The following is a 25,402-nucleotide window of genomic DNA, read 5'->3' as shown; positions in this document are numbered from 1 at the left end:
GACGAATGGAAATGAAATCTTTGATGCGTCTGGCATGTTTGGGTGCGGTGGCTATGGCCTTTGTAGCTTGCGAAGAAGACAAGCATATTTGTACTTTACCGTCGTTTGCCGGTTTCCGTATTGAACCTACGGTATGGAATGCGGGAGATTCGGTTACGATTACGGCAGTACAGCAAAGTCTGGGGGATTTATTGTATAAGGCTGAATACCATTGGAGTGTGGAATGTACGGATACGACTTTCACTAAAGATTATAATGTGGTGTATGATGCGGATAAATCCAATCCATACATCGGTATCCGGCTTCCGGACGATTTTCGCGGTAGAATGGCCAAAATAAACTTCAGCGTTCAGTATAGTTATTCGGCTACGGCTCCGCAATCGGCACCGAGTGGCTCCAATAGCGGACAATCGGGTATTTACGGTAGTATTACGACTACGGCAGCCAGCCAGCTTTATGGGACGGGGCGTGGTTCATATACTCTTTCTTGGTAACAGTCTGTGGAGAGGATTTGATTTTAGATAGCGATGGAAAGGATTTTATTTGTTTGCCTCGGAAATATTTGCCGGTCTCCGGCTGCCGAAGAAGTCATGCGGAGGTTGGTGAATGATGCCGGTTTGGAGCATGAGTTCTTCTTGGATTCCGCCGGTTTGATAGACTATCATGAAGGAGAACCCGCCGATGCCCGTATGCGGGCACATGCGGCACGCCGAGGGTACCACATTACTCACATTTCACGTCCGGTGCGGTATGATGATTTCTTTGATTTCGATTGGATTGTAGGAATGGACGACCGTAACATCAGTAAGTTGAAGTCTTTGGCGCCCGGATTGGAGGAAGAACAGAAAGTCGTACGCATGACGGACTATTGTCGGCTGAAGGTAGTAGACCATGTGCCCGACCCTTACTATGGAGGCGACAGCGGATTCGAGAATGTTCTCGACATACTGGAAGATGCTTGTGCCGGTTTGTTGGATACGTTGCGTGGTGTCCGTTAACGGGTATGCAACGTGTCCCACATCCGTTTGTAATCTTCGGCCAGTCCTCCTTCTCCCGTTTCTTTATATAGGGACGGTAGGTCGTGGCCAGTCTTTTTCATTACCTCCACCACTTTGTCGAACGATACTTGGTGTGCTCCGTCAGTCAGCATGGCATACGAATTGGCATCCATGGCACGGGCGGCAGCATAGGCATTGCGCTCGATGCAGGGGATTTGCACCAAACCGCAAACAGGGTCGCAAGTCAGTCCCAAATGGTGTTCCAATCCCATTTCGGCTGCATATTCGATTTGTGCCGGTGTGCCTCCGAACAACTGGGCTGCGGCAGCGGCCGCCATGGCACAAGCTACACCCACTTCTCCTTGGCATCCTACTTCAGCACCGGATATGGATGCGTTTTTCTTCACGATGTTTCCGAAAAGGCCGGCTGTGGCCAAAGCTCTGAGGATACGTTGGTCGCTGATATGCCGCGATACGGAGAGATGGTATAACACAGACGGCAGTACGCCGCAGGAGCCGCAAGTGGGGGCCGTGACGATTTTTCCGCCTCCGGCATTCTCTTCGCTGACGGCAAGGGCGTATGCGAAAAGCAATCCGCGCGTACGCATGGAATGTTGGTAGCCGTCGGCACGGACGTAATAAGACGTGGCCTTCCTTCTCAATCCCAATGGGCCGGGTAACACGCCTTCATGTTCCAGTCCGTTCCGTACGGCCTGTTGCATGGTGTTCCACACTTCTTCCAGATAGTCCCAGGTGTCTTTTCCTTCGCATTCTTCTACGTATTCCCAATAACTCTTTCCGGTATGCATGCACCAAGCCAGGATTTCTGTGGCAGAGTTCATAGGGTATATTTCTTCAAACGTCAGGTTCTGTTTTCCCTCTTCACCCAGTGCTCCTCCGCCGATACTGAACACAGTCCAATTCTCTGTGATGTGTCTTTCTGCGTCGAATCCTTGAAACTTCATGCCGTTCGGATGGTAGGGAAGGAAAGTCTTAGGTTTCCAAATGATTGTGGTACGTGGTTCGTCCAATACGTCGAGAATCGCTTTGTCTGTCATGTGTCCTTTTCCTGTAGCGGCCAGACTGCCGTAAAGGGTTACTTCAAAACGTACGGCCTTCGGATTGCGTTCCAAAAAGAGGGTGGCAGCTTTGCGCGGAGCCATGGTATGACTGCTCGACGGGCCGTAGCCGATACGGTATAGTTCTTTCAGAGTTATCATTGTAAGCGTTGTTTTTGTCTGCAAAGGTAGGGAAAATCCCATATTATTTATTACTTTTGCCTGTATTTTAAAATGGAATGGATATGTTGACAGCTACACGTAGGGAATGGAACGAATTATATGTGTTTTTCAACCTCTTGGCTCAAGGAAGGATAGTCTTGGGCAACGAAGAGGGGCTACCTTCCGGTCGTGTGTTGCCTATTTTTCAGGTGACGCGGCAGGAGCATGACGGAGAGCGTCGTTACACGGTAGAAGAGGCCGACATCCATGTCGAAGGGGAACAGATGGACGAACGTTTTCCGCGTGAAGACTTCGGCACAGTGGCGGCTATGATTCTTGATACGCTGAAACGGGAACGGAACGAAGAGGTGGAGGCACCCGAAGGGGTGGAGGGCTTTCTCGATGCACTGAAGATTTATGACATGGAAGCCCGGACGGATGACCGTACCGATTTCTACATTACTTTTCATGACAGCAGTTTCCCACCCGTGGGATTCCGCATCTATTCCCGTCTTTGCGCCATGATGCCCTTGTTGGATGGCGGACGGACGGCCAATCTGAAATTCGAGCAGGGAGGTATCCGTTTCTCCCAACCGGCGGTCAACAAAATCAATTATACGGACGACCCGGACAATCCGAACGAGGTGGCGCGCCGCATGCTTTACATCGAGAGCATGGGCGGCGTGTTGAAATACAATGACGTGGCCGACAAAGTGTTCCGCAGTAACCTTTGCATGATAGACCTCAACTTCCCCCGCGTGTTGGCCGAGATGGTGCGTTTGATGCATTTGGACAACGTGAGCCGGGTGGACGAACTGACGGCGCTCATAGAAGAGCGGAACCCGTTGAAAATAAAGGAAGAACTGATTCGCAAACACGGGTATTACCGTTACAAGATGAAAGAGTTCCTGTTGGCTTTGGCCTTAGGCATGCGTCCGGCCAAGCAGTACGACGGGACTGATTCGGCCGTGGCTGGTTTCGTAATGGTGGATACGGAGGGACGTATGGTGGCCTATCGTAAGACGGAGCGTCAGGTCTTTGCCGATTTTCTGTTCAAGCATACCCGTTTGGAGAAAGGACATCCGGAAAAAGACAAGTATGGTTATCTGGAGCGTGAAAACCGTGCTTACTATTTGAAGTTGAACTTAAAGATAGGTTTTGTGAAAAGATGAAGATCGATCATGTGGCTATGTATGTGAGGGATTTGGAGGCGGTAAAGGATTTCTTTGTGCGTTTTTTCGATGCCGTTTCTAATGAAATGTATCATAATCCCCGGACAGGCTTGAAGTCCTATTTTTTAAGTTTCGGCAATGGAGCCAAGTTGGAAATCATGACACGTCCGGATTTGTCGGACCTAGGAAAAGATATTTATTGTACGGGATATATTCATTTGTCGTTCAGCGTGGGGAGTGAGGAACAGGTGAATAGTCTGACTGCTAAATTACAATCAGCCGGGTACGAGGTTATCAGTGGACCACGTCTTACCGGCGATGGGTTCTATGAAAGTTGTGTTCTGGATTCCGAACACAATCAAATAGAGATTACCGTGTGAAATCAGAGGAGGTTTACCAACCTTCTCTGATAGTCTTTTAAATCATCTTTCATTTTTTCGAAGCCTTATCGGTTCTTTTTCAGACATGGTTTCTTCTATTATTTATCTTTGAAATCGCTTTTGAAGTGAGTGACATTTTCCAATTTCTCCGGAATACCCGAAGAGCTGTATTTTTCAATCGTTCGTCCTCCGATATGCAGTTGCTTTATGGTCAATTCTTCGATGTCGGAGAAGACGGCTGAAGGCTTTGTTGTGGGTTTTACGAAATAAAGATTCTGTAACATTACTTTTCGTATCGTGTGCCGATTGTCTTTTGTGGCAGGGATAAGTGCCCATTTCTTTGCAGGAGTCCAAAAGGAACTGTTCTTGACGACAAGCTCCCCGTTTGCCGGCAAATCGGAGTTCTCATAGAATTGGACCCTGATGTCTCCGCCCGCTTTTCTTCCTGTTATGGAATGAAAATTATCAAAGTAATACCCTTTTATAGTCCTGCTGTTGGAACCGCCCTGAGGTTTGCCGACCAAGACGTTTCCTCCGATGCGTATGCAATGTGCCGTACGTGTCCATCCGATGGCATTGTTGACGCGGATATTCTCCGAAGCTCCGTCGCGGCTCCATTCCATCCGGTCTTTGTTGTAAACACCTGCTGCTGCAAACGTATTACGTATTTCTGCCGGATTGTCGTCTGTGTTTGTGAGGTTGATGGATGGATTCTCCCTATAAGTACGTATTGGGAATTCGTTCGAAGGGTTATAGTGGCCGGTTGCGAAAGTATCATCATTGCCCAACGTAATGGCACCATTAACAGTGATGTCTTTTCCGCTTGATAGGTTGAGGCCGTCTATCCATCCATGGTTATAGGGCGACAACCCCTTAATGTTGTTTAGTTTTATGTCGGTGGCATCATGTGTTTCCCAATTCCATTGCTGGCTGTCACGTATATATGTGTCGTTGAATGTGATATGGCTTGATTTCTTTATTACGGCTCCTCCCTGGTGTGGAGTGTTTCGTGCGTCCTTCCTGTCCATTGCGAAAGTAAAGCAACCTTGTCCGTCATGCATGCCGCGTCCGGAAATGGTCACAAAACAAGAGTTCGCAATGTATATGGCAGGTTCGTTGGCTTCCCGGCATTCTTTCAAACGGTTAATCATGAGCGCATTTTCATCAGTGTAAACGAAAAGGGGCTTTCCTCCCTTTTTATGGTCTCCGTTCCAGTTGACGATACGAAGTCCCGACCATATATAAGTTCCGGCCGGTATGTAGAGTGTATTGAGTTCCGGTGTGTTCCTGATTGCCTCCAATGCGGCTTGCAGGGCATCAGAGACGTCATTTCGGTTTCTTGCCCTCATGTCCGGGAATGCTACAATTCGGTTGGTGTAGGGGACGAATACTCCCTTTTCGTAATTCCACGTGAACGTTTTCTCGTCGTTCAGGCTGGCATCTGCGATACTTCCCGCAGGACGGCATGCTTGTCCGGCAATGTCTGTGATTGGATTGTTCTTTAAGTAATTTTCTGCAAATGCTTTAAAATTAAGAACATTAGGACTTTCCAATGAAGGACGTTCCGCCAAGTCTTCCAAGGGATCGTTTATCAGTGTAAGCTGTGGGTTGGAGGTAGAGGCATCCTGTGGGTCGTCTCCGTTGATGATGACAATGGCGTAGGGTAGTTCTTCGGCCATTTCGAATATGACAGTCTTTTTGTCGGGACTGATTTTCAGTTTTTCTTGTGGATAGAAACGTACAGGATGAATGGTTACACTGTTGATTTCGTCATCTCCCGTCACATTGATTTCAATTTCGGGGGACCGGCTGTTTGAGGCGAAGCGAGCGACATCCATGTTGTGCCCTTGGTTGCCAAAACCTGTATTGTCATAGCGGATTGCAGCAACTCTGATATCTGCCACTTTTACATTAAAGCGTGCAGAGGCTACATCGTTTCTTACATGCGAAGGATATGCTTCTCCTCCAGGTCCTGTTTCAGGGATGGTAAAGGGTACGTATGGATGAACCTTTATACTTTTGGGTTTTGCACTGATGGTTTGACCTGTGAGTATAAGCAGAAATATCATCCACATGATGTTTACCGTTTTCTTTCTAATCATGACTTTCTTCATATTTTTAAATATCTGTTATTCACTGACTCTTTCATGTTTCCGCTGCAAAGGTATGGACTTATTTTGGAAGTGTATAGGACATTTTTTTCCAAATGATGGGACAAATCAACGTGAGTATGTTTTATCTGTTTCCGATTTCCACACAACGGGTTTCCCGTCGGTTGTAATGCCTTCGGCCTCCACGGTTATCACCGTCTTTTTACTATTATTATATAGTTGGATGACGGCTTCTCCCTTGTCGTTGAATTTCACTTTGGGTGTCCAGTAAAGCGTGCGTCGGTAGTCTTTGACATCGGGCATCGGCTTCTTGCTGTAATCGGGACAGTAGAATTCCGTACAAACGGAGTATCCTGTTGCAGCATACCGTCTGTCCCGGTAGGTGGGTCGTACTCCGTCGTTGGGCAGAAGCCGGTAGTCTATGACCACCTCCGGTTGGTTGGTCTGGCTGTATTTCCAACTTCCTTGTTCCCGTGGGACGTAATCGGTATAGATGTATAGTTTGTCCAGATGGCGGAGGCGACGGTACTTTTCCATTTGTGCGTTGGACATGGACATGCCCGCTTCGGACTCCCTCTTTTGCTCAGGCATAAAATCTAATATCTTTCCATCGTATTGTTCTTGCAGATAGAAATGCCTGTCCATACCCATGTCTCCGAAAAACGCCGTGGCCACTTGCCTCGAGAATGCCCTCCAGTCGTGCATGCCGCAGTTCAACCCATAGTCGGCGGCAAGGTTGAAGGCTTCGTAAGCATCCACGACCAAGGCCGGCTTGCTGTGGTCTAATCTTCTCAATCCTCCCCGTTTGCTCCTTACTGTGACAGTATTCAGTTTCCGTTCGGTGAAGCTTTCCCAGCTTGCGGAATCCTGCAAGGCAAATTTTTCCTCGAAAGCAGCATCCTGATAGTAACTGTATGGTTTGGGAAATACCGGGAAGAACGGGTCGAGTTTGACGTAGAACTCCGGGTAGGCTTGTTCGTCCATGAATCCTTTCCTTTTTCTTCTTCTTTTATATTTCTCACTTTTTGTACTGTCCGAAGCGCTTAGGAATAAGACGTAGTTGTCGTTGACGACAGCCGAAGGCATGTAGAACTTTCCGTTTTGTGTGGTTTGTGAAACATCTACGATGTCTCGGTCTTGTATGAACGAGGCGGACACGTTCGCTTCCTTTTTCATCTTTTTAATGAGCGGGCCATAGAGGTCTTGCAGGGTCAGGACTTTGGCGAGGGGTGGTTTTATTCCCTTTTTATGGTAGTCGGGTGCCGTGGTATAAATAGGTGCAGTGTCAGCTATGAGGGGTATGTACACGGACTCACCGTAGTTTGTTTCCTCCAAGAGCGGATAAGTCTGGTGCACACTTCCGCTGAGTGTCTGAATCTTTTCCGGCAGGAACTCAAACTGTGTGTGCTCCTGTCCGGCCATCATTTTCCAGTCATGCCTTCTCCATCCCTGTACCATCATGAGCAGGTCGAGGGCTTTCCTGTGCAGGCTGTCGTCCGTCTCGAAATACCATCCGGGGTTTTCCACGAAACCTTTAATCTCGCTAGCCAACAGCATTTCAGTGAGCATCGTACCGTTGTCGTAAGTCGTTTCGTCCGTGGCATGGTCGCGTATGGCGAGGGATACGTCCGCATCATGATGCCGAAGCAGTTTCATCCGCAGTTCGATAGGCTCGAACGGGGCATATTCCTGTTTTATGCCTTCTACGGTGATGAGCGGTTGGTTATAATCGTGGTGGTTGACGAAAAAGAGGCGGTCGGCATAAATCCGTCCTTCGCCATTGAAGACTGTGATTTGGTTCACGCCCGTGGGGAGCGAAGCCCAATATATGTCTACGGTGTCCTTTCCCGTGGCGTTGGTCGAGAGTTTTCTGACGGCCTTGCTTACGCCATTGCACTGTATCTGTATCCCTAATTCCTCCTTGCTTTCGGTAGTACCTTGTATAATCATCCTCAGTACGCTGTCTTTCCTCTCCACATGCAGGGCATATCCTTCCTTTTCCACTTCCGGTAACTTCACTTCATAGTCGTAGTCTTGGTAATGCAGTCTGGCTTTGTATTTATCGTCCGGTTTCATGTCTGTTAGGGTGAACACGCCTCTTCCCCGGTTCAATGTCCGTGTCTGGGCTACTTCCTTTCCATCGCTATCGATGATGGAAAATTCTGCATCTAAATGTTTTCCTTCCTCATCGTTGATTTCGAATGCCACATGTCCGTCTGTACCTTCAATCAGATGCCCTCCCTCGGGATAGAAACGCAGGTCTATTTCGGGCTTCCCTTTCCGCGCCTTGTAGTACCTTCGCATGGGGCGTAGTGTCATGTCTTTGGCATAACGCCCGGCTTCCTTGGGATGGTCGAATACGGGGAATACGCGCGAATACAACTTGTCATAATCCCGGAAGAAATCTTTGGCCATCTGTTTGTTGTAGAACATATCCTCCGTATATTTTGAATGCGGATGCTCGTGTCGTCCGAAGTTGAGCATCCACCGGGTGTATGCCCGCAGTTCGTAGTATCCGGCATAGAGCGAGTCGGTCAGGGTGAACGCCCCGTGTGCCGTTCCGTCCTCCATCTTCAGTTGCTGCCGTTCCACGAGATAGCCGTCCGGCGTGAGAAGTTCCACGTACATGATTTTGCTCAGGTCGGTGAGCCATCCCTTGTCACTCCGTGTGACGTATGCTTTGTACCATATCGTATCGCCCACGAAGTAGCAGGTGTTATCAATATGGAGGTACACTTTCTCTTGCGGTAGGCCGGTGCCGAAACGTTCCACGCGGGCGGCGAGGGAATCCACGGATGCAATATCTTTATGGCTTTGCGCTGAGATGTTCCATACGGTGCAAACAAGTGCATAAAATAAGGTAATTCTTTTCATGTTCTTAGTATGTTTAAGCAAAGTAATAAAAGATTTGAAGAACAGTATGGGACGTTTCGTAACAAATCATGGGACATTTTCAAGCAGTCTTTTGTTTTGGGGCTTGATTTCCTTCTTTACTTCCCTTTACGCTCTTACATAGATGTATAGGATGTGGTGAGTAACAAAAATAGGGATAATCACTTCTTTTGCTGTTAAAAAGTAGCCGGATAAGCTTTCGGGCTGACATCCGGGTTGAAGCTTCAGCCCGAATCTGTGAGGATGGTTTGCATAAATATACGTATATCAAGTGTTTTTTTTGCATAAACGCTGCATATCGGCGTACCGTTCACAGCCGAATAGAAAATCAATCTCATGAGAACGGGATTTTTATACGAGCATGTCATTGGCATATTGTCCGCATGTCGTGGCGGCGGTTCCTTTTTTCCGTGTGGAAAATCGGCCTTCAACGGGAGTGGAATGTGCAGAAAGGGGCGTTCGCGGATTTATTTGGAGATTTTCCGATGACATGAAGAATCGTGCAAAGCGCAAGCAGAAACGGGCTTTTAAGAAACACGGACGGCGAACCGTGCGGAGCAAATGAGGCGGACGGTGGCAAAATGACGGGAATGAGCGCACCGGACCGACTTTTTGATTTTACGGGAACCGGCATGGCTGCGATATTTTCCGTCCCGACCGGATTCGGGACGGAATATCCGATTCTCGGGGCATTACGGAATACAAAAAGTCAGAAGGAACATTTTGTCATTGCTCCTGTCTTCCATTTAAAATTCGTAACTTTGCACGAAGTTATATGAGAGAGCAGACACATGAATAATCTATACGAAGAGCGGTTGGGTACGGACCGCATGCTGCCGTTGGTGTTCCGGATGGCCCTTCCGGCTGTGGCCGCACAAATCGTCAACTTGCTTTATAACATCGTGGACCGTATTTACATCGGCCATATTCCCGGTATCGGTACCGACGCGTTGGCCGGTATCGGAGTGACCAGTTCGGTCATCATCCTGATTTCCGCTTTCTCCTCTATCGTGGGGGCGGGAGGTGCACCTTTGGCTGCCATCGCGTTGGGGCAGGGCGACCGGGAGCGGGCCGGCAAGATATTGGGGAACGGACTGGTATTGCTCCTGCTTTTCACCGTCCTTACATCGGCCATGGCTTACCTGTCCATGCGTCCCCTGCTGATGGCTATCGGGGCATCGGAACATACGATAGGCTATGCGATGGATTATTTGTCGGTGTATTTGTTGGGGACGTTGTTCGTGGAGGTCTCGGTGGGGCTGAACACTTTCATCAATACGCAGGGAAGGCCGGGCATAGCCATGTGCTCGGTCGTCATCGGTGCGCTGCTGAACATCGGTCTCGATCCGCTGTTCATTTTTGTGTTCGGCATGGGGGTGAAAGGGGCGGCTTTGGCCACCATCCTCTCGCAGGCTTGCAGTGCCTGGTGGGTGTTGCATTTCCTGACCTCGCGCAAGGCCACGTTGAGAATCGAGCGGAGGTATATGCGTCCCGACAGGAGAATCATTGGTGCCACGTTGGCCTTGGGCGTGTCCCCGTTCATCATGGCCAGTACGGAAAGTCTGGTGGGTTTTGTGCTGAACAGCGGCTTGAAAGTGTATGGCGACATCTATATCAGCGCATTGGCCATCATGCAAAGTGCGATGTTGGCCGTCAGTGTACCGTTGACAGGGTTCGCACAAGGTTTTATTCCTATCGTGAGTTACAACTACGGCCACGGGAACCGTGAGCGGGTGAAGGACTGCTTTAAAATCGTGGTCCGGGTGATGTTTTCTTTCAACCTGCTGCTTGTCCTTTTCATGATTCTGTTTCCCGGATTGGTCGCTTCGGCTTTTACGTCCGACGAACGGCTGATAGCCACCGTGGAGTATACCTTACCCGTGTTCCTGGCCGGTATGACGATTTTCGGCCTGCAACGGGCTTGCCAGAACATGTTTGTCGCGCTTGGCCAGGCCAAGGTGTCCGTTTTCATCGCCTTGTTGCGTAAGGTGATATTGTTGGTGCCGTTGGCTCTACTGTTGCCGCGCTGGATGGGGGTTATGGGCGTGTACGCCGCCGAGGGTGTTTCCGATGCCGCCGCAGCCGTTTGTTGCACCTTGATTTTTGTTTGGCAGTTCCCGAAAATCCTACGTAAAATGGCAAGGTGAATCATTGTCGACGGAAGTCTTGTACATATAGTCCTATCTTTTGTGTGGTTTTGTCCTATAAAGGAAAAATGGAAAACCGTATCTTTGCCGCATGACAACAAGCGAAAGATATATGGATATAGAGGTATCTGCAAACCCGAGGCCGAGTTTTTGGAAGTCGGGCTTTTCCAAGTTTAGTGCAGCATTGTGTTTTTTTATTTCTGTCGGCTCTGTGGCTATGGTCGCGGCGGCGGACGACGGGTATGTCATGTTGGAGAACGGAGTGTATTGCCGTACGGCGGACGGGCGAATGCGTGTGGAGTTCGTGAGTCCGGACATCGTGAGGGTACGTTATACGCGTGAAGCCGATTTTTTGGGGAACGGTACTATAGTATGCGTGGAGCGGACGGAAAACAAGGTTCCTTTTCAGGTAGCTTCGGTGTCAGGGGGGCTTTCTTTGCAGTCGGACAGCCTGGAAGTGCGGGTGGATTTGAACACTTGTGCCCTTACTTATAAGGATGCCCGCACGGGAAAGGTTTTGCTTTCCGAGCGTCAGGACATGCCGCGCGAGGCGGAGAAGACGTATATGGAAAACGTCGTTTACGACCCGGATAGCAGGCGAATCGAGAAAACGGCCGACGGAGAGAAGGAAGTGATGGACGTGCTTCGCCGCGACACGGTGGGGTGGACTTGGACGTTCAGGAATCATTTCCGCTGGTCGGAAGGCGAGGCGCTTTATGGTTTGGGATGCCACATGGAAGATTTCCTCGACTTGCGGGGCAAGACGATGTACCTGTGCCAGCATAACCTGAAAGAGATGGTACCGGTGTTGAACTCCACGGCCGGTTACGGCCTGTTGTTCGATGCGGGTTGCGGGATGAAGTTCCAAGACGGGGCGGAAGGCGGTTTCATGGAATTGGAAGCCGCCAAGGAGGTGGATTATTATTTCATGAAAGGATCTACGATGGATCGCGTCGTGGCCCAGTACCGCAAGTTGACGGGACAATCTCCGATGATGCCCCGGTATATTTTCGGTTACATTCAGTCTAAGGAACGCTATACCCATTCGAAGGAGCTTGTGGACGTCGTGCAGGAATACCGTCGGCGGCAGGTGCCTTTGGATGTCATCGTGCAGGATTGGAACTATTGGCCTGGCGGACAGTGGGGGTACATGAAGATGAACCGTGAAAACTATCCCGACCCGCGTGCGTTGGCAGATTCCATACATGCGTGGGATGCCAAGCTGATGGTGTCCATTTGGCCCAACCCGACGAACTGCCCCCAGACGAAAGACTTTGAGAGGCGTGGCTTTATGTTGCCCCGTTCTGTGTATGACGTTTTCAATCCCCTGGCCCGGGCGCGCTATTGGGAATATGCCGACGGGGAATTCTTCGGCAACGGTTTCGATGCTTGGTGGTGCGACTGCACGGAACCGTTGGATGCGGATTGGAGACCGATGCCCGAAGGATACGGTTGGGACAGCCATGAAGAACGGTGGAAAGGGAATCTGGCTTTGCTGGACGGTGTGTTGGGGGCTGAGCGGAGCAGCCTTTTCTCGTTGTATCATTCCAAGGGGCTGTATGAGAACCAGCGTGCCACGACCGACCGCAAGCGAGTGGTGAACCTGACGCGTTCCAGTTATGCGGGACAACAGCGTTATTCTACCATCACGTGGAACGGTGATACGCATGCTTCGTGGAAGTCGTTCGCCCAGCAGATTCCGCAGGGGTTGAATTTCATGGCTACGGGCTGCCCTTATTGGACGGTGGATATCGGTTCGTTTTTCACGCGGAAAGGGCGCGAATGGTTTCGTGCGGGAGATTTCGATGCCGGCGTGGACGATATGGGTTACCGGGAATATTACGTGCGGATGCTGCAATACGGGGCATTTTTGCCTCTGTTCCGCAGCCATGGCACGGACACTCCGCGTGAGATTTGGCGGTTCGGCCGGCCGGGCGAGCCTTTTTATGACAGTATCCTGCGCATGATTCGTTTACGTTACCGCCTGATACCTTATATATATTCTTTGGCCGGGAAGGTCACGCAAGAAAGCTATACCATGAGCCGGTTGTTGGCTTTCGATTTTGCGGACGACGCCCGTGTGCACGACATCAAGGACGAATTCATGTTTGGTCCGGCTTTTCTGGTGTGTCCCGTGACCCGTCCGATGTACTATGATAAAGGTTCCGTGGCTTTGCAGGGTGTGGAAAAGACACGGACCGTATATTTGCCGGAAGGTACGGACTGGGTGGATTTCTGGAGTGGGAAAAAGTACCGGGGCGGCCGGGATGTCAAGGCGGATGCGCCAATCGACAAGATTCCCTTGTTCGTGCGCCAGGGTTCCATCGTTCCGATGGGGCCGGTTGTGCAGCATACGGGAGAGTTGTCGGGAAAAGAACTTACCATCGTGGTCTATCCCGGACGGGATGCCATTTTCACCCTGTATGAGGACGAAGGCGACAATTACGGTTACGAACAGGGGCGTTTCTCGACCATCCGGATGGAATGGGACGATAGCCGGGGCGTGCTGTCTATCGCCCGGCGCGAAGGCTCGTTCCCCGGCATGGAGGAGTCCCGAAAGTTCCGCGTGGTCTTGGGCGGCAGCGCGGACGAGGTGTTCCGTGAAGGGGCGGGCGTGGAAGTCCGTTACGACGGAACAGCCACGGAATGCCGCTTGTGAGGCTGGTGGAATGGCGGAAAGCGATTATCCAACACATTAATCATATCATTCTGATGGAAAAATCAAAAGCACGTATCCCCTATCTTGATTTCTTGAAGTTTTTTGCCATTGGCAGCGTCTTGCTGGGGCATTCTGTGGAACAGCTCACGGGGAACGACTATTGGGACAACCCTATTTGGAGTTTTATTTATACTTACCACATGCCGCTCTTCATGTTGCTGTGCGGTTATTTCTTCGGCTCTTCGCTGAAGCTCACCTTCGGGGGACTGTTGAAAAAGAAGTTCGTGCAGTTGCTCTTGCCCTCGGTGACGGCTTTTGTCATAGTGTGGACGGCGGTGTCCGTCATGGGGCATAACCCGTGGCCAGCCCTGTTCACTCCCGATTGGATGGGGTTTATGAACACGGTGTGGTTCTTGAAATGTGTGTTTTTGTGTTATTTGGTGGGATTCTTGTCCATCCGCTTGTTCCGGAATGTTTGGCTGGCAGCCCTCGTGACTGTCGTGTTGTCCGGCATTTTGCCCTATGGCGGTGTGGCGAACTTCAACTTTATGCTTCCCATGTTTTGGGTGGGATATGCTTGTAAGCTGAACCAATCCCTTTTGGACCGCCACCGCAAATGGTTTTTAGGGATTTCCCTTGTGGCTTTTGGTGTTATGCTGCCATTTTGGTCCGGGAGGCTTACGGTGTATATGGTTCCCACTCAAGTGTTGGACTGGGGGACGTTCACGTGGGACGTGCAGAACCTTTCTGTGGTGCTCTATCGTCTGGCGATAGGCATTGCAGGTAGCATGTCGTTTTTCCTGTTGTCTCCCTACGTTTATCGCCTTATTGAGGGTAAAGGAATCGCAACGGCATTGAATGGCATAGGACGGTCTACTTTGGGCATTTATTGGTTGCAGACTTTTTTGTTGGAATACCTGTTCAACAGTCTGGGATTTTATGTACCCATGATTTGGACGTTTGTCCTGCCGCCATGTCTGGCCTTGGTCGAACTGGTGGTTTGTTACCGTTTGGTGCTGCTGTTCAAAAAGAATGTCTATATTCGTTTGTTCGTGTTGGGTGAAAGGTAGTTTTCCGGGGGCTCTCTCGCCTTTGCGAAAGCCAATGCGTACGGAGGGATGGAAATGTCACGCCAAGTTGTTTTTGCATGGCATGGAAAGAGAATCGTGATAAAAAAGTTTTTTATCCTATCTTTTTGGTGGTTTTGTCCTATTATGATGGGTGGAAAGGGCGTATCTTTGCGGTAGGAATAAATGATACGGGTGTATGAAGGCACATTATTGGTTTATACTTTTCCTTTGGGTAGCCGTTCGGATGGAAGCAGGCGGCAAGATGGCCGTCAGCCCTTCTGCGACGGAGATGTTGTTGCCGTTTCCAAGCCATGACGTGGAATTGGCTTCTTCGTGGGTTAAGCAGCGGGAAGACCTGAATACCGCTTTCCTTAGGTCGTTGGAACCGGACAGGTTATTGCATAATTTCAGGGTGAACGCAGGCTTGCCTTCCGTGGCAAAGCCCTTGGAAGGCTGGGAGTCGCCCGGCGTAGGCTTGCGGGGACATTTCGTGGGACATTATCTTTCGGCTGTATCAGCCTTGGTGGAGAGATATGAAGACGCCGGGTTGGCACGGAACTTGGAGAAGGTCGTCGAGGGCATGTATGCCTGCCAGCAAGCACACGGAAACGGTTATTTAAGCGCTTTTCCCGAAACGGACATAGAGGTGTTGGAGACGCGTTTTACAGGTGTGTGGGCACCGTATTATACGCTTCACAAAATCATGCAGGGACTGTTGGACGTGTATCTCCGCACCGGCAATGAAAAGGCATACGCCATGGTGGAGGGCTTGGCCGGTTATGTGGACAGGCGCATGTCGAAACTGGATCCGGCGACTGTCGCACGCATGATGTACACGGCAGATGCCAATCCCCAGAATGAGATGGGGGGCATGAACGAAGTGTTGTACCAACTTTACTGTGTATCCGGAAAACCCCGGTATTTGGAACTGGCTTCCTTATTTGACCCCTCATGGTTTTTGGAACCCTTGGTGCGGAACGAGGACATTCTTTCCGGATTGCATGCCAATACGCACATTGCTTTGGTGAACGGTTTTGCCCGGCGGTATGAGTCCACGGGGGAGGAATGTTACGGGAAGTCCGTTGCGAACTTTTGGAATATGCTCATGCATTTCCATGCGTATGTCAACGGCACAAGCAGCGGTCCGCGCCCGAACGTCACGACCGAGACTTCGTTGACGGCAGAGCATTGGGGCGAACCTTGCCATCTGTGCAATACTTTGACCAAAGGCATTGCGGAGAGTTGCGTGACCCATAACACGCAGCGGTTGAATGCCAGTCTTTTTTCGTGGACGGGTAATCCATGTTATGCGGATGTTTACATGAACATGTTCTATAATGCGGTGCTTCCCGTGCAGAGCCGTTCCACGGGAGCTTATGTTTACCATTTGCCGTTGGGGTCACCTCGTCATAAGGCGTACATGGCGGACAACGACTTCAAGTGTTGCAGCGGGTCTTGTGCCGAAGCGTTTGCCAAATTGAACAACGGCATTTATTATCATGACGACTCGGCCGTGTATGTGAATTTATACGTGCCTTCCAAAGTGCATTGGGCTGATAAAAAGGTCGGTTTGGAACAAGCCGGGGGATTTCCGGTGGAACCGATAGTGGATTTCACCGTGTCGGTGCGCCGTCCGGTGGATTTCGTGTTGAATTTGTTCATACCCGCCTGGACGGATGGTGCAGTGGTATATGTGAACGGCGAGAAGCAGGAAATGCCGGTACGTCCGTCTTCCTTCCTGAAGCTTTCAAGGCGTTGGGCAGATGGTGACAGGGTACGGATAGAGTTTCGTTACGCATTCCGTTTGCAGTCCATGCCGGATAAGGAAAATATGTTGGCTGTGTTTTATGGCCCGATGCTGTTGGCTTTCGAGACCCGTGACGAGGTGATATTGAAAGGCAACAAAGATGAGATACTTGCAGGATTGTCGTTTGCGGATAGTGAGTCCGGACGTTTTGTCCTGAAGAACGGAGAACGCGAGTTTCGGCTTCGCCCCTTGTTTGATGTGGACAAGGAATCCTATGGGGTATATGCTACGATACGGAATTATTGAGGGGCTGCGCGACTGTGATCTGAATATAGTATGTATTTTAATGTGAAATAATTAAAAAAGAAAAAGAATGAAGACAGGAGTTTTGAAATGGGTGTGGTGCTTAGGACTGGCCGTGGGGCTTCCTTCCTGTAGTGGAGTAGAAGAACAGGAAGTGGTTTCTCCGGACAGGCACTTGGTTGTGGGCATGACAGAACTTGACAAGGGTGAGTATGGCGATGTGTCTTTCGCGGTGTATTATAACGGGGAGCGTGCGTTGCCATTGGTCCGTCTGGGAATGGAAACGAACCGGCAGAAATATGCCGGCAACTTGAAATTTAAAAGCGTGTCGGAGGCTAAACCGATAACGGATGATTACCGGATGCTTACCGGAAAACGCAGTCATTGCGTGAACCACGGTACTGAAAGGGTTTATTCTTTTGAGAATGAGGACGGCAACATATTGGACGTGACCATCAGGGCGTATGATGACGGCGTGGCCTTTAAATACGGGGTGAAGTCTGTTGCGCCGGAAGAGTTTGTCGTGGATGAACATACGGCATACGATGTTCCCCAGGGGGTGAAACGTTGGATGCAGCAGTATACGTTGGGATATGAAGGTTTTTATCCTTTGTCCACTAATGGCAGGTTGGAAGGGCAGCCGGATGCGAATCTTTGGGGCTATCCCGGACTTGTGGAATTACGGGATTCCGTATTTATGTTGATGACGGAGGCGAATATCCGGCGGGGACATGGAGGCTCTTTCTTGTGTAATGCCGACAGTGCCGACCTTTACCGTGTGCGTCTGTTCGACAAGCAGCAGCCCATGGGAGAGACTTGGGAGTCGCCTTGGAGGGTGCTTATCATAGGGACGTTGTCGGACGTCGTGGAATCTACGTTGGTGACCGATGTCTCCGACCCTTCAACGGTGGAAGATACATCGTGGATCAAATCCGGTTCGGCTTCGTGGATATATTGGGCGTACAATCACGGAACGAGAGATTATCAGCTTCTGAAAGAATATTTTGATTTGGCGGCCGAAATGAAGTGGCCTTACAGTCTGATAGATTGGGAATGGGATCAGATGGGCAACGGCGGAAACTTGGAAGATGCCGTGAAGTATGCACACGAGCGTGGCGTGAAACCTTTGTTGTGGTACAACTCAAGCACAAACTGGTTAGGCCCAACTCCTTTGTATCGTCTGAATAAGCCGGAAGACCGTGCGAAAGAATTCGAATGGTTGAACAAGTTAGGCGTTTTCGGTATAAAAGTGGACTTCTTTTTAGGAGACAGCATTTCTTCTATGGATTATTACATCGACTTGTTGGAGGATGCGGCTAAGTATAATTTGATGGTGAATTTCCATGGTGCGACTATTCCGAGGGGATGGCAGCGGACTTATCCTAATTTGATGTCAGTGGAAGCCGTTTACGGGGCAGAGTGGTATAACAATAACGGCGTGCTGACCAATCAGGCTGCGGCACATAATGCAACCTTGCCTTTTACGAGGAATGTAGTGGGGCCGATGGATTATACTCCCGGAACTTTCTCCGATTCCCAGCATCCGCATATCACAACGTATGCCCATGAGTTGGCATTGCCTGTGATTTTTGAATCGGCTTTGCAGCACATGCCCGACAGGCCGTCGGTATATTACGGTTTGCCGGAGCAGGTAAAACAATTCTTGTCGGTGTTGCCTACGGCGTGGGATGATACGAAGCTTTTGGCCGGTTATCCCGGGACGGAAGTCGTCATGGCACGCCGTAAGGGGGATGTATGGTACATAGCGGGGATTAACGGAACGGATGAACCCCGTGTGATTGGCGTGCCGTTGGAAAACTTGGGCTTGGAGAAAAGCTGTAAGGTGACATGGTTCAAAGACGGGAGCGACGGCAAGAGTTTCGTGACGGAAGAGAGTGTGTCTTTGCCGGAGAACGGAAAAGTTGTGCAAGTAACATGTCTGCCGCGGGGCGGATTTGTAGCTGTAGTGAAGTAATAGGTGTGGACTTGTGTTTTTGTTTTAAGAGAAGACAGATATGAAAAATCACTTGTTTATAAGTGCCGGGCTTCTGTGGTCGTTGTTTTCGATGTCGGTGCATGCGGCCGGAAGCCGTGGGGACTTGTTACGGTTGGGCAGTCCCGATAAAAACATAGAAGTTTGTGTGGAAGAGGACGGAGGCTGGCTCCTTTATTCCGTCAAGCGGGGGAAGGTGGATGTTTTGCAGAAATCTCCGTTGGGAATAACTGTAGACGGGAATGACTTGGGAAAAGGTGCGTCGTTGGTGGCTGAGCCGGAAATAGAAAAAATACAAGAAAAATATCCTATATTCGGGAATCATGCCGAAGCATCGGGGAGAGGGGTAGAGGCGGTATTGCCGATGCAGGCTTCCGGGGTGCGTTTCGGCTTGGTGGTGCGAGTGTATAATGACGGAGTTGCCATACGTTACATTTTGCCAGAAGGCGCGAAACATATAGGAAATGAAAGGACAGCTTGGGCCCTGCCACAGAGGGTAAAGAAGGTGGCGTGGGCTGAATATGAGCCAGGTTATGAAGGATATGTGCATGTCACGGCGTTGGAGGCCATGCCGGATAAAGGATATGTGGGAGGTCCGCTTACAGTCGATCTGGGCAACTGTTACGTGACACTTACCGAGGCTGATTGCGAATCTTTTCCAGACATGGCCTTTACCCGTTCGGGGAATACGTTTCAGGCTGGTTTCCCCGCTTCGGAAAAAGGATGGGATATCCGGCGCTTGCCCGATGAGTCGGAAAAGATTCTGGCCGGAAGGTATAAGGGAAAGGATGTTTCTCCTTGGAGGTGTGTGATAATAGCCGGGGATTTGACAGCTTTGGTCAACTCGGATATGTTGACGAACTTGTGCCCTTCTCCGGAAGAAGGGCGTGATTTCTCATGGGTGCAACCCGGAAGATGTCTGTGGCAATGGTGGAGTGTGGGAGCACCGAGATATGAGGAACAAAAGGAATGGTTCGATGCCGCCGCCAAACTTACATGGGAATATTATCTGATAGATGACGGTTGGCGAAATTGGCGTAAAGACGGGAAAGACCAATGGGAACTGTTGGAGGAAGTCATAGCATACGGGCGTAGTGTGGGAGTAAAATCCATTGTTTGGGTCAACTCTAATGAAATGCGTACGGCGGGTCCGCGCAGGGCTTATTTGGAGAAAATAAAAGCAGTGGGAGCTTCAGGCATTAAAATTGACTTCATTCCGGCGGCCACGGCAGAAATCATGCAATGGTATATGGGAGCCATGCAGGATTGTGCGGAATTGGGACTGTTGTTGAATTTTCATGGAAGCGTAAAACCTACAGGGCTTTCCCGTACTTATCCGAACGATGTTACGCGGGAAGCCGTTCGAGGAAACGAGTGGCATATTTTACGATACGGGCGTGTATTGCCTCAATCTCACTATGTGGCTTTGCCGTTCACACGTTTGATGGCCGGAGCTGCGGATGTGACTCCCGTGACGTTGAACCCGCGTGAAATAGAGACTGGAGGTTATACTTGGACACATGAGTTTGCCCAGTCTATTGTTTTTCTTTCGCCCATTACTCATTTTTCCGATCATTATTCTTATTATTTGGAAAGTCCTTTCTTGGATTTGCTTAAAGCAGTGCCGACGGTTTGGGACGAGACCCGAGTGTTATCCTGTACAGAGATGGGCGAAGTCGTGGCTTATGCCCGCCGTAAAGGGAATGATTGGTGGGTAGGAGTGATGAATGGAGATAAGGAACGGGAAATTGAGATACCTTTGGATTTCTTGAAAAAGAGTATGGATGCAGTCTTACTGCATGATGATGATAAGATTTTGGCTTCCGTTGCGCGTGAAGATAGGAAAGTGTCTAAAAAAGAAACATTGAAAGTCCACTTGCGTGCCGGGGGAGGTTTCGTGGGATGGTTTCATTGATAAAATGTCGTAAGGGACGTTTTTTATGACAATCTAAGGGCTTAAATCTCCATTTGGGGATTTTAAGCCCTATTTTTGTTTCAATTTGTCCCATTCTATTCTTTTCGGTTGCATTATTTTTGCATTCGGAATTCAATAATGAAATCAAGATGAAAATAAAACACTGGCTTTTGCTTATGCTATTGGTTGGGACGGGACACGCGGTTTGTATGGCCTCGTCTTCTTTGGTGACTTATCCGGCTCCTGAGGGTGTGGATTTGAATGATGATTTTACGGTACAGGTACGTCAAGACGGGGGAGAATGGAAAACCTTGCCGTCCTACTTGGTGAAGGTGGATGAGGTGAGGGATACCAAACACTGCGTGGAGGACGCTTCGATGGCCATTTTCGACTTTTCCGGAAAGGTTGACGTGAAAGCCGTATATAATAAAGGTAAGGTGAACACGGCTCGTGTCCGTCCGCTTTCTTACGACATACCGTGCAGGGTGGAGGGGAATGCCGTTTGTTTCGAATTGACGCGTCCCTGCAATGTTTCGGTCGAAGTGAATGGAGATATTTTCCACAACTTACATTTGTTTGCCAATCCGTTGGAGACGGATGTACCGGATAAAAATGACCCGGATGTATTATATTATGGCCCGGGCTTGCATACGCCGGAGAACGGGGAACTGAAAGTTCCTTCGGGAAAGACCGTCTATCTGGCCGGTGGAGCTGTATTGGCCGGGCGTGTCATTATGGAAGGCGTACACGATGTGAATTTGAGAGGAAGAGGTATTATTGATTATAAGGTAAAAGGAGGCATCCGTATAGCCAACTCCCGTAACGTACTGGTCGAAGGCGTTGTCACGACCCAGTGCGCTACGGGGGGATCGGATGGTGTGACGATCCGCAACGTAAAGAGCATCAGCTATTACGGATGGGGAGACGGGATGAATGTCTTTGCCAGCAATAATGTGTTGTTCGATGGCGTGTTCTGCCGTAATTCGGACGATTGTACGACGGTGTATGGCACACGTCTGGGATTCGAAGGCGGTTGCAGGAACATCACGATGCAGAATTCTACCTTGTGGGCGGATGTGGCTCATCCGATATTTATCGGTATTCACGGTAACTCGAAAGAACAGGAGATACTGGAAGACTTGAACTATGTCAATATAGACATCCTGGACCATAAAGAAAAACAGTTGAATTATCAGGGATGTATGGCTATCAATGCAGGAGATAACAACTTGATTCGTAACGTCCGTTTCGAAAATATCCGTGTGGAGGATTTCCGGCAGGGGCAGTTGGTCAACCTGCGTATCTTCTATAATAAGAAGTATTGTACGGCACCGGGACGCGGTATAGAGAATGTGCTATTCAAGGATATTTCCTATACCGGAGACCGTGCGGAGGTCTCGGTGATTGAGGGATATAACGAGGAACGGAAGATAAAAGACATCCGTTTCGAGAACCTCCGCGTCAACGGGCAGTTGATAACGGACGACATGTCCGGTAAGCCCGGATGGTATAACACCGGAGACATGTGCCGGATTTATGTGGGTCCACATGTAGAAAACGTGCAGTTTGTGGAAACGAAAGAGTAGGATGTTCTATATCGGGATACCTGAATAGTGTAAAGGATATATATAAAATGCCTATCTTTGCATTTAGTGATAAATTTAACACAAAATAAAATGCCATGAAATGTAGAACTTCTGCGGTGAAACGGTTGTGTGTCTGGTTGGGATGCCTGTTGGTGATGTGTCCGGTACTTTCCCGTAATTTTATCCATCCGGGCGTATTGCATACGAAAGAGCGGATGAAGCAAATTCGGGCGTTGGTGAAGGAAAAAAATGAGGATGCTTATGCTTCTTATCTTTTATTGGAGAAACATCCTTGTGCACAAGCTGATTATAAGATGGAAGGACCGTTCGACACCATTTCGCGTGACGGGAAGTTTGCTTATACGAAATCGAAGATGGAACGGGATTTCAGTGCGGTTTATTTGAATGCTCTGATGTGGGGTATTACGGGGAATGAGGCTCATGCCCGTAAGTCGGCCGAAGTGTTGGCTGCCTATGCCCGTGTGCTAAAACGTATTCCCAACACGAATGACGCACCGCTGTTGGCTGGGTTGGAAGGCTTTAAAATCGTATATGCCTTGGAACTGTTGAAACATACCTGGCGTAAGATGCCGGAGGATGATTATAAGGATGCTTTGCGCATGTTTACGAAGATATTTCTTCCCGTGCTGGATACTTTTTATGATCGTAATCCTTATACGAACGGAAATTGGGGGACTATCGTGACCAAGACTTATATGGCTGCCGCTATCCATTTGGATGACCGGAATATGTATGAAAAGGCACGCGCTTTCTACCTTGACGGACGTGACAACGGGACATTGGCTCATTATATTGACGGGGAGACCGGACAGATACAAGAAAGTGGTCGTGACCAAAGCCATTGTATGTTGGGAATCGGGGCTATGGCTACTGTTTGTGAATTGGCTTGGCAACAAGGAGATGATTTATATTCCGCTAAAAACAACCGTTTGTTGAAAGGTTACGAGTATGTGGCGCGTTATAATTTGGGTTATGATGTTCCTTTTGTGAAGTGGACGGACATTACAGGAAAGTATTGCGATTGGAATGAAGTGTCGGATAAGGCCCGTGGAAGATATATGTATGTGTTCGAAATCGCTTACAATCATTATGTGAACCGGATGGGGTTGCCCATGCCGTTCACGAAGCAGGTGTTGGAGCAACTCAGGCCGGAAGGGTACGATCGGGACCAACCCGGTTTTGGAACCCTTTTGTTTAACGAAGGGGCGGTAGGACGCAAATTTGTCCATCCGGGTGGGTTGCATACCCTTGCCGACTTAGAACGGATGAAAATGATGGTAGCTCAAGGACAGCATCCTTGGGCAGAAAGTTGGGTTGAATTGCAAAAAGACCCATGGGCACAATCTACGTTTGAGCCTCGGCCTATGATGAATATGGGCAACAGCCGTCAAAAGGCTTCGGCAGATGCCCATGCCGCCTATTTGAATGCTATCCGTTGGTATGTATCCGGTGATGAGGCATACGCGCGTTGTGCCGTTAATATTTGTAATGCCTGGTCGGAAACTGTGAACCAGATTCCGAAAGCAAGGCAAGACCAGGGTTTATTAGGCATACCCATCAGCGAGTTTGCCATGGCTGCCGAGGTGTTGAGGGTTTGTCCTTTGTGGAAAAAGGACGATTTTGAACGCTTCAAGGACATGATGGTGGAGTATTTGTACCCCGTGAGCCATGAGTTTCTTCAAACTCATGGAGGTGGTAATGTGGATTATTGTTGGACAAACTGGGATGCATGTAATATGGTGGCCTTGGTCGCTATCGGTGTGTTATGTGACCGTCCGGATATTTATCGTGAAGGGATTGAATATTTCAAGCATGGTTTGGGTAATGGAAGTATAGGAAACGCGGTGCCTTACCTGCACCGAATGGAAGATGGTACAGTACTCGGTCAATGGCAGGAAAGCGGCCGCGACCAGGAACATGCAATGTTAGGGGTAGGTTTTTTGGGTACATTTTGTCAGATAGCTTGGAATCAGGGGGATGGTCTGTTTGCTTACGACCATAACCGTTTATTAGCGGGAGCAGAATACGTGGCCCGTCATAATCAGATGCGTGGTGTTCCTTTTACTTATTATAATAATAGCCAAGGTTTGAATAACCGTTGGCCTTCCATAAACGGGCTTGGGCGATTGGAAGACCGTCCGGTCTGGGAGATGATATACAACCATTACGAAGTGTTGAAAGGTATACCAGCTCCTTATTCTAAACGGATGGCCGAGCTGTTGCGTCCGGAACATGGTAGTAAGGATCATTTCGGCTATGGGTCATTGACCTTTTCATTGCGTCCTTCCAATTATCCTCTTTTGCCTACTCCGGAAGTACCTGTCGGACTGAGAACCGAAATTTCTATCGGGCAGATCAGAGTGGATTGGGAACCGTCAGCCGGATATTTTGCTAATGGTTATATCGTTCAACGTTCGGAGGCAGGACGGAGTGAATTCAAAGATATAGCTGTATACAAAGAAAAGGTGACCAATTGGTTTATCGATACCCATATAGAAGCAGGTAAAACGTATGAGTATCGGGTGGCGGCGGTGAATAAGACCGGAACGAGCCGTTTTTCGGAGTGCGTGAGGGCTACTGCCATTTCGGAGGGGGAATGGCCGCAAGAATGGGCTTACGGTGAAATCGGGGATGTTGTGGGCGGAAAGGTTGCCTATGCCGATGTGCAGGAAGGGACTTTTCGTTTGGAGTGTCGTGAGGGCTTTATGGGAAACGGGGTGGAAAATACTCCGTTTATATATCGGAAAATCAAAGGTGATTTTTCTTTTTCTTGCCGTGTCAACGCGATAAAGGGCTATGTGAGTGAATGTGGGTTGATGGCGAAGGAAACGTTGGCCGGTGGAGGAAATGCTGTGACGATGACGCTTGGCCACTTTGGTCGACGGTTTGCGCGAATGGGATGGTCTGTAAAAGGCGAGAAGAAAAGACATTTTGCTATTGGGAACACATATACTTGGGTACCTGCCTGGTTTAAATTGGTTCGTGTGGGAAGAGTGTTTTATGCTTATGAGTCGACTGATGGAGTGAATTGGTTTTATGTGCATTCTACCCGAATGGATATGCCTGTGGAAATTTATGTAGGGATGATCGGAAGTTTCCGTGAAGGTAAAGGGGGGAATTACGTGGTTTTAGATCACATCTCGATAGATTAAAGGTAGGAATGTTTTTAGAAGTCTTGAATCCTCATT

Annotated in this window: 15 protein-coding genes; 12 read left to right on the top strand and 3 right to left on the bottom strand. The window is 49.3% G+C overall.

Annotated features, from left to right (window positions below; translation table 11 throughout):
• The first annotated feature begins 5 nt into the window (after window positions 1-5).
• On the top strand, window positions 6-494 hold the full coding sequence (locus HMPREF9441_RS06615) for a hypothetical protein (RefSeq protein WP_008619443.1): 489 nt from the start codon (window positions 6-8) through the stop codon (window positions 492-494).
• A gap of 33 nt (window positions 495-527) precedes the next feature.
• A complete protein-coding gene (locus tag HMPREF9441_RS06610) occupies window positions 528-998 on the top strand; it encodes a low molecular weight protein-tyrosine-phosphatase (RefSeq protein WP_008619442.1) in 471 nt (156 codons plus the stop codon).
• Here HMPREF9441_RS06610 and HMPREF9441_RS06605 read toward each other — a convergent pair.
• Complete coding sequence (locus tag HMPREF9441_RS06605; RefSeq protein ID WP_039865005.1) at window positions 995-2,218, bottom strand: L-serine ammonia-lyase; 1,224 nt, start codon at window positions 2,216-2,218, stop codon at window positions 995-997. The genes HMPREF9441_RS06610 and HMPREF9441_RS06605 overlap by 4 nt on opposite strands.
• 77 nt (window positions 2,219-2,295) lie before the next feature.
• Here HMPREF9441_RS06605 and HMPREF9441_RS06600 point away from each other — a divergent pair, with 77 nt between their 5' ends.
• Window positions 2,296-3,390 carry an HpaII family restriction endonuclease gene (locus HMPREF9441_RS06600; RefSeq protein ID WP_008619440.1) on the top strand — a complete coding sequence of 365 codons (1,095 nt, stop codon included), beginning with the start codon at window positions 2,296-2,298 and terminating at the stop codon, window positions 3,388-3,390.
• Window positions 3,387-3,770, top strand: a complete 384-nt coding sequence (locus tag HMPREF9441_RS06595) for a VOC family protein (RefSeq protein WP_008619439.1) — start codon at window positions 3,387-3,389, stop codon at window positions 3,768-3,770. Before HMPREF9441_RS06600 ends, HMPREF9441_RS06595 begins: the two co-directional genes overlap by 4 nt.
• Window positions 3,771-3,868: 98 nt before the next feature.
• Here the strand turns inward: HMPREF9441_RS06595 and HMPREF9441_RS06590 are convergent, their stop codons facing one another.
• Window positions 3,869-5,872: a hypothetical protein gene (locus HMPREF9441_RS06590; protein WP_244949655.1), complete on the bottom strand. Its 2,004-nt coding sequence runs from the start codon at window positions 5,870-5,872 to the stop codon at window positions 3,869-3,871.
• 117 nt (window positions 5,873-5,989) lie between these two features.
• Window positions 5,990-8,755: a hypothetical protein gene (locus tag HMPREF9441_RS06585; RefSeq protein ID WP_008619435.1), complete on the bottom strand. Its 2,766-nt coding sequence runs from the start codon at window positions 8,753-8,755 to the stop codon at window positions 5,990-5,992.
• An 809-nt stretch (window positions 8,756-9,564) separates the two neighbouring features.
• On the opposite strand from HMPREF9441_RS06585, the gene HMPREF9441_RS06575 reads away from it, so the two are divergent.
• The 8 genes from HMPREF9441_RS06575 to HMPREF9441_RS06540 all read left to right on the top strand — a co-directional run bounded on the left by HMPREF9441_RS06575 (window position 9,565) and on the right by HMPREF9441_RS06540 (window position 25,366).
• A complete protein-coding gene (locus HMPREF9441_RS06575; protein WP_008619428.1) occupies window positions 9,565-10,920 on the top strand; it encodes an MATE family efflux transporter in 1,356 nt (451 codons plus the stop codon).
• Between the two features lie 112 nt (window positions 10,921-11,032).
• Window positions 11,033-13,579, top strand: coding sequence for a glycoside hydrolase family 31 protein (locus tag HMPREF9441_RS06570; RefSeq protein WP_008619426.1), 2,547 nt, complete (start codon window positions 11,033-11,035; stop codon window positions 13,577-13,579).
• 53 nt (window positions 13,580-13,632) lie between these two features.
• A complete protein-coding gene (locus HMPREF9441_RS06565) occupies window positions 13,633-14,649 on the top strand; it encodes an acyltransferase family protein (RefSeq protein WP_244949654.1) in 1,017 nt (338 codons plus the stop codon).
• A 196-nt stretch (window positions 14,650-14,845) separates the two neighbouring features.
• The gene (locus tag HMPREF9441_RS06560; RefSeq protein WP_008619422.1) at window positions 14,846-16,702 is read left to right on the top strand and encodes a beta-L-arabinofuranosidase domain-containing protein; all 1,857 of its coding nucleotides are present in this window, start codon (window positions 14,846-14,848) and stop codon (window positions 16,700-16,702) included.
• Between the two features lie 67 nt (window positions 16,703-16,769).
• Window positions 16,770-18,674 carry a glycoside hydrolase family 97 protein gene (locus HMPREF9441_RS06555; RefSeq protein WP_008619420.1) on the top strand — a complete coding sequence of 635 codons (1,905 nt, stop codon included), beginning with the start codon at window positions 16,770-16,772 and terminating at the stop codon, window positions 18,672-18,674.
• A 40-nt stretch (window positions 18,675-18,714) separates the two neighbouring features.
• Entirely contained in the window at window positions 18,715-20,607 is a 1,893-nt protein-coding gene (locus HMPREF9441_RS06550; protein WP_008619418.1) for a glycoside hydrolase family 97 protein, read from the top strand.
• Window positions 20,608-20,756: 149 nt separating this feature from the next.
• Window positions 20,757-22,193, top strand: coding sequence for a glycosyl hydrolase family 28 protein (locus HMPREF9441_RS06545; RefSeq protein WP_008619412.1), 1,437 nt, complete (start codon window positions 20,757-20,759; stop codon window positions 22,191-22,193).
• 95 nt (window positions 22,194-22,288) lie between these two features.
• Window positions 22,289-25,366 (top strand): alginate lyase family protein, encoded by a 3,078-nt coding sequence (locus tag HMPREF9441_RS06540; RefSeq protein ID WP_244949653.1) that lies wholly within the window; start codon window positions 22,289-22,291, stop codon window positions 25,364-25,366.
• Window positions 25,367-25,402: the final 36 nt, after the last annotated feature.

It is taken from the genome of Paraprevotella clara YIT 11840 (assembly GCF_000233955.1).
Taxonomy (GTDB): domain Bacteria; phylum Bacteroidota; class Bacteroidia; order Bacteroidales; family Bacteroidaceae; genus Paraprevotella; species Paraprevotella clara.
Note: the sequence above shows the minus strand (reverse complement) of the source record. Positions and strands in the feature narration are given on the sequence as shown.